Genomic DNA, 6719 nt, shown 5'->3' with positions numbered 1-6719 from the left:
CCGACAGCACCAGCCTGTCCGAGGCCGAGGAATCATCGCCGAGTTCTGTCTGGATGAGCAGCAGGCCGCCAAGCCCGGTGTAATTGCCCGAAATCGTCAGCCGATCCGTCGCGCCTGTACTGCCATTGGTCAGGTCGATGCGGCCGGCATTGACGACGTCCGCAAGCTGGCCCGCCGTAAAGGCCTGTATCGACGCGTTGAAGCCGCCGCCATAGAGCGTGCTTGCGGCATCGACGCTGAGCGAGCCTGTGCCGGTGCCGCTGTCTCCCAGCACCAGATTGCCGTCCAGCGTTAGTTCGGTGTCATTGGTGGCGTCGATGCTCTCCCAGTTCTGCACCCGGCTGATGCCTTTGAGCTTGACGTTGTCGAAACTCAACGTGTCGGTGCCGAGGCCGCCATTCAGCGCGTCGGCGCCGCCCAGATTGGAATTGGTCAGGTTGCTCAGCTTTGCCGTGTCGTTGTCGGCGCCGAGGTCGACGGCGCCATAGATGATGCCGCCGCCATCCCAGACGAAATTGTCGGCTCCGAAGCTCATCAGCACGTCGCCGCCGACCGTGCCGCCGGTAATCGTCACGCTGTCATTGCCGCCGCTGACGCTGATGTTGCCGCCGATCGTGCCGCCCGAAAGGATGATCGTGTCCTTGTCGAAGCCGGTGACGAGGTTGCGGTCGATGGCGCCGCCGGACATGTTGAAATAGTTCTGGTCGAGCTTCATGTTGACGCGGCCGATGCGGCCGCCCGTCATCACCGCATGGTCGCCGTCGTCGAAGAAATCGACAATGCGTCCGTCCGTCATGGTGAAGGTGTCGAGGCCATCACCCTGGTTAAGTGAACCGATCTGGCCGCCGCTTATGTTGAAGTCGTCTATGCCCGAGCCTTGCTGCACATTGCCGATGACGGTGCCAGCGCCGATGGTGAAGAAATCGGCGCCACCGCCCTGGTCGACCGTGCCGGTGATGGTACCGGATTGCATGTTGATGCGGTCCGAACCAACGCCGAAGGTGACATTGCCGCTCACCTGGCCGGTGCCGCCGGCGGGAAAGGTGAGCGTGTTGTCGCCGTTCAGATCGTTGAGGCTGCCGCCCGAATCGCCGCTGTCGCAGATGAAGGTGTCGTTTCCGGCGGTCGGAACGAGCAGGCATGCGGCGAAGGCGGCGGAATTGGGCAGCAACGCCAGCAACGTCGCGGCAAAAACGCCAAGCATTCGAGGAAGAAACATCACCGGCATATGCCGTTTCAGAACAACTAATTTAGCGATGTCTTCCGAATCGCCATTCGGAAGCCTGTTTTCAAAGCGCCGCACCGCGTCCCTCCAAGATTCGCGATTGCAAGCCCCCACCCTACGCCGCAATGAAGACACAATTCGTTCCGTTTTACAAAGCCTAATCTGCCCGTCATGGTTGATGAACTGGAAAACGGGCCGGACAGAGCTGTGCTTTGATTGAGCCAGAATTGGTGCTTGGCGTGCGTCTCGCCAACCCTCCAAAGCGTGTTGGTGGCGGCGCGTACGCTGGCGCGGCCACACAGCCCGCCGTCGGCGTTGTTTTCGTGATGCGCGGCCGATTGTCAGAGAATTGACCCGCGGCGGATCTTGGCTTAAAAACTGCCTCGGCCAGATTTTTTCGAGATCCGAAAAAAATAATGGCAAGGGAGGAAAACATGTATCTCGGCCTCGACCTTGGCACGTCCGGCGTCAAGGCGCTGCTGATCGATGCCGAACAGACCGTCATCGGTTCCGGCCATGGCGCGCTCGACGTTTCGCGGCCGCATCCCGGCTGGTCCGAACAGGATCCAGCCCACTGGCTACGCGCCTGCGAAGACGCGATTGCCGAACTGAAGGCCTCCCATCCCTGGCAGTTCGCGGCGGTGAAAGGCATTGGCCTATCCGGTCAGATGCATGGCGCCACCTTGCTCGATGCCTCTGACAAGGTGCTGCGCCCCTGCATTCTGTGGAACGATACGCGCAGCCATGCCGAGGCAGCCGCGCTCGACGCCGATCCGCGGTTTCGCGAGCTGACCGGCAACATCGTCTTTCCCGGTTTCGCCGCGCCGAAGCTCGCCTGGGTGAAGAACAACGAACCCGCCATTTTCGCCAAAGTGGCCAAGGTGCTGCTGCCCAAGGATTTCCTGCGGCTGTGGCTGACCGGCGAACATATTTCGGAAATGTCGGACTCGGCTGGCACTTCCTGGCTCGACGTTGGGAAGCGGCGCTGGTCCGCCGACCTGCTCGCGGCCACGTCGCTCGACGAAAAGCACATGCCATCCCTGGTCGAGGGTACGCAGAAGGCCGGTGGGCTGCGCGGCGAGCTGGCGTCGAAATGGGGCGTCGAAGCCGGCATCCCGATTGCCGGCGGCGCCGGCGACAATGCGGCTTCCGCTTGCGGCATGGGCACGGTCCGTGCCGGCCATGCGTTCGTGTCTCTGGGCACGTCAGGCGTGCTGTTTGCCGCCAATGCCTCCTATCTGCCCAACCCGGCAAGCGCGGTCCACACTTTCTGCCATGCGCTGCCTGACACCTGGCATCAGATGGGCGTCATCCTGTCGGCCACCGATTCGCTCAATTGGCTGTCCGAGATTACCGGCAAGGGCGCAGGCGAGTTGACATCGGAACTGGGCGATACACTGAAGGCGCCGACCGGCGTGTCCTTCCTGCCCTATCTCTCGGGCGAGCGCACACCGCACAATGATTCCGTCATTCGCGGCTCCTTTACCGGACTGGCGCATGAATCGAGCCGCGCCGTCCTGACCCAGGCCGTGCTGGAAGGCGTGGCCTTCGCCTTTCGCGACAGCCTCGAGGCGTTGAAGACTGCGGGCACGAGCTTGATGCGTGTGACGGCGATCGGCGGCGGCTCGCGCTCGCGCTACTGGCTGAAGGCCATCGCCACCGCGCTTCAGCTGCCTGTCGACATTCCCGCCGACGGCGATTTCGGCGCCGCCTTCGGCGCCGCCCGGCTCGGCCTGATCGCAGCGACGGACACTGATCCGCTCGATGTCTGCACGGCGCCGAGGACCGATGCAACGATCGAACCGGATGCCGGCTTGGATGGTGCATTTGCCGATGCCTACCAGCGCTACCGCGGGCTTTATCCGGCGATCAGGGCGGCAACGGCGTGAGCAGGCGCCACGCGCCCCCCTCTGCCCTGCCGGGCATCTCTCCCTCTAGGGGGAAGATCGGCAGCTTTGGCGGCTACGCTAGCCTTGCAAGGCCGGAGGTTGGCGAAGGTATAAAAATCAGCCAATCTCCCCCCTTGAGGGGGAGATGGCCGGCAGGCCAGAGGGGGGCGCCTGGCGCCTACCTTAGCCGTGAAGCCTCACTGCGCCGGCACCTTGTCGAGGAAGCCGGTGATGCTCTTCAGGCGGCCGTTCTCGATGACGCCGATATCGGTGCCTTCGATGATGGACGGTGTGCCCTCCGGGCCGAGGTTCCAGGAAAAGCGGATTTTGTCGGCAAACCCGTCCGGTGTGCCTTTCAGCGAGAAGCGGAAGCCGGCAAAGCGCTGCTGCACGCCGTCGATCAGCGCCGCGACGCCTTCATGGCCGTCGCCCTGCATGATGGGATCGCGATAGCTGACGTCTTCGGTGAAAGTCGCCTTGAGCAGCGCCTGACGGCGCGCGGCGTCGCTCTCGTTCCAGGCGGTGATGTAGCTTTCGGCGATCTTGTTGAGATCGGTCATGATCTGTCTCCTTCGTTGGCTTTGACATGACCCTTTTCACCCAACGGACGAACGGAACCAATTACGCCTGAGGTAATCAGGCGGAGCCATTTCGGAGAGGAAGGAAATCCATGAGCAGCGGCTTTTTCGGCGACATCCAGAAGATCAAATATGAGGGGCCGGACTCGGCCAATCCGCTGGCTTACCGGTTCTACAACCCGGACGAGCTGGTGGCCGGCAAGCGGCTGGAAGACCATCTGCGCTTCGCCGTCGCCTACTGGCATTCCTTCGCCTGGCCGGGCGGCGATCCGTTCGGCGGCCAGACCTTCGATCGGCCGTGGTTCCCCAAGGCCGGCGGCATCGACACGATGGAACTGGCAAAACTGAAAGCAGACGTCGCCTTCGAGATGTTCTCGCTGCTCGGCGCGCCTTATTTCTGCTTCCACGATGCCGACGTGCGGCCCGAAGGCAAGGATTTTTCGGAAAGTTCCGCGCGCCTCGACGAGATCGCGGACTATTTCGCCACCAAGATGAAGCAGACTGGCGTCAAGCTCTTGTGGGGCACGGCGAACCTGTTCTCGCACCGCCGTTTCATGTCGGGTGCCGCGACAAACCCCGATCCGGATGTGTTTGCCTATGCGGCGGCGACGGTGAAGAGCTGCATCGACGTCACCAAGCGGCTGAAGGGCGAGAATTATGTGCTTTGGGGCGGACGCGAGGGCTATGAGACGCTGCTCAACACCGACCTTGCCCGCGAGCAGGAGCAGGCCGGCCGTTTCCTCAACCTCGTCGTCGACTACAAGCACAAAATCGGCTTCAAAGGCACGATCCTGATCGAGCCGAAGCCGCAGGAACCCACAAAACACCAGTACGACTACGATGTCGCGACCGTCTATGGCTTCCTCAAGCGCTTCGGCCTGGAGAAGGAGGTCAAGCTCAACATCGAGCAGGGCCACGCCATCCTCGCCGGCCATTCCTTCGAGCACGAGCTGGCGTTGGCCAATGCGCTCGGCATCTTCGGCTCGATCGACATGAACCGCAACGACTACCAGTCGGGCTGGGACACCGACCAGTTCCCCAACAATGTGCCGGAGATGGCCCTGGCCTATTACCAGGTCCTGCAGGCGGGCGGCTTCAAGACCGGCGGCACCAATTTCGACGCCAAGCTGCGCCGCCAGTCGCTCGATCCGCAGGACCTGCTGATCGGCCATATCGGCGGCATGGATGCCTGCGCGCGCGGCCTGAAGGCAGCCGCCAAGATGGTCGAAGACAAGGCGCTGTCGGCTCCACTCGCCGAGCGCTACGCAGGCTGGAACAGCGGCGAGGCCAAGGCGATGCTTGCCGGCAAGCGCACGCTGGAGGACATCGCCGAGCGCGTGGTGAAGAAGAAGATCGAACCGCAGCCGCGCTCCGGCCGTCAGGAACTGCTCGAAAACATCGTCAACCGCTACGTGTAAGGGATGAAAGGCGGGCGGCGGCTCGTTCAGCCGCCGCTCCGCTTACCCACGCCGCTTCGCGGGGAGAAGTTCCCGGCGTCGCGCTTATTTGCCTGCCGCCCTGTTCGCCATTGAACGGAAAAGGTGCCGGCGGGCGGACGAGGGTGGCGCCGAGACCGGGTGAAAGGGCTTTGCGCCAGTGCGGAATCGACGACAAGGTTTTGCCCACTGACGCCCCTCAATCGCCTCTCTCTTGCCTTCAAACTGCCGTCACGAATCTCCTATAAGAAGGTGCTCGTGGCGGGAGAGGAAGAAGGAGGCGAACCGATATGCAGAACGAACGTGAAATCGACGCCCTGCTCTCAAATGGCGAGGCCGGGTCGATTATCGACCGGCTGATGGCAATGCCGCATCCGAAGGATGGTGCGCGCCGCTCCAACGAATGGGACCGCGCCGTTGCCAGCCGTTTCGAGACCCATCTGGCAAGACAGATGCGCTCGCAGATCGATAGTGGCGGCGACCGGCAGAACGCTGCCTGATCAACCGCTTCCCACTTTGGACGACATGTACATCAACCCCGGCGTAGCCTGACCGGGGCTTCACCGAAAGCTCTTGAAAACGCCCTCGAAAATGCCGCGGCGGATGAAAATCCGGTCCGCCCGGCAATGTCGGCCATGGCCACTCTGGTGTCGATCACCAGCCGCCGCGCAGCGCCCAGGCGCAGCCTGAGATAGTAGGCGCCGGGCGTCTCGCCGATCGACTTGCGGAAGATGCTCTCCAGTGTCCGTGCCGTCACCCCGGCGCGCTTTGCTACGGCGGCGACCGTCAACGGCTGGTCGACATGCGCTTCCATCAGCCGGATGGCTTGCGCCAGGCGCGGATCATAGCCGTCGAGCCGGCCAAGCGAGACCAGGGGCTGAGCGTCGGTGGCCGCACGGGCCTGATCGTAGATGAAGACGCTGGCCACATCGAGCGCCACGGCCATGCCGAGGCGGGTGCGAACGAGGTGCAGCATCAGGTCGAAGGTGGGCGAGGCGCCACCGGAGGTGAAGACCGGCCCGTCGATGACGTAACGGTCCGGGCGGACGTCGACGCCCGGAAAGGCCGACGAGAAATCTTCCATGTCTTCCCAATGGGTCGTGGCGCTGCGGCCTTCGAGCAAGCCGGCCCGCGCGACCAGCCATGTACCGGCCTCGACGCCGCCGCAGGCGCGCGCCGAACGGGCGGCGCGGCGCAGGCCCGAGAGCAGAGCCGACGTCGCATAATTCTGCGTGCCGAAACCGGCGACGACGACAAGAACGTCGGTCGGTTCGGCCGCGTCGAAGCGGCCGCTGACCGCCACTGGAAGGCCGCAAGTGGTGACCGGCGCCTCGCCGGTTACGGAAACCAGCTTGAAATCGAACAATGTCTCGCCGGAGATGCGGTTGGCGGCGCGCAGCGGGTCGACCGCCGAGGCCACGCACATGATGGACGAGCCGGAAAACACCAGCATCGTCACCTTGAGCGGCAGACGCTCGGCGCGAAAGATCGTCAGTTTTTCGCCTTTAGTCATGGAAGCTTCGTAAAACGCAAAGCAGTTTTCGGCAAGTCGGGCGATGCTTGGCGCCTGTTTCGACTGGGAGGAGAGTTC

Annotated in this window: 5 protein-coding genes and 1 pseudogene; 3 read left to right on the top strand and 3 right to left on the bottom strand. The window is 63.2% G+C overall.

Features of this window, described 5'->3' with window-relative positions; all coding sequences use genetic code 11:
• Window positions 1–1219: pseudogene (locus LB545_RS05220) on the bottom strand (autotransporter outer membrane beta-barrel domain-containing protein); the annotation flags it as partial.
• Between the two features lie 440 nt (window positions 1220–1659).
• Between LB545_RS05220 and xylB the strand changes: the two are divergent.
• The gene (gene xylB, locus LB545_RS05215; RefSeq protein WP_224704581.1) at window positions 1660–3114 is read left to right on the top strand and encodes a xylulokinase; all 1455 of its coding nucleotides are present in this window, start codon (window positions 1660–1662) and stop codon (window positions 3112–3114) included.
• Window positions 3115–3311: 197 nt separating this feature from the next.
• Here xylB and LB545_RS05210 read toward each other — a convergent pair whose 3' ends face one another.
• Window positions 3312–3674: a nuclear transport factor 2 family protein gene (locus LB545_RS05210; protein WP_140525794.1), complete on the bottom strand. Its 363-nt coding sequence runs from the start codon at window positions 3672–3674 to the stop codon at window positions 3312–3314.
• A gap of 110 nt (window positions 3675–3784) precedes the next feature.
• On the opposite strand from LB545_RS05210, the gene xylA reads away from it, so the two are divergent.
• Window positions 3785–5110 (top strand): xylose isomerase, encoded by a 1326-nt coding sequence (xylA, locus tag LB545_RS05205; protein WP_140491093.1) that lies wholly within the window; start codon window positions 3785–3787, stop codon window positions 5108–5110.
• Window positions 5111–5418: 308 nt separating this feature from the next.
• Window positions 5419–5628 (top strand): hypothetical protein, encoded by a 210-nt coding sequence (locus LB545_RS05200; protein ID WP_140491096.1) that lies wholly within the window; start codon window positions 5419–5421, stop codon window positions 5626–5628.
• A 32-nt stretch (window positions 5629–5660) separates the two neighbouring features.
• Here the strand turns inward: LB545_RS05200 and LB545_RS05195 are convergent, their stop codons facing one another.
• Window positions 5661–6641, bottom strand: a complete 981-nt coding sequence (locus LB545_RS05195) for a GlxA family transcriptional regulator (protein WP_140491100.1) — start codon at window positions 6639–6641, stop codon at window positions 5661–5663.
• Window positions 6642–6719: the final 78 nt, after the last annotated feature.

It is taken from the genome of Mesorhizobium sp. BR1-1-6, from assembly GCF_020165355.1.
Taxonomy (GTDB): Bacteria; Pseudomonadota; Alphaproteobacteria; order Rhizobiales; family Rhizobiaceae; genus Mesorhizobium.
Note: the sequence above shows the minus strand (reverse complement) of the source record. Positions and strands in the feature narration are given on the sequence as shown.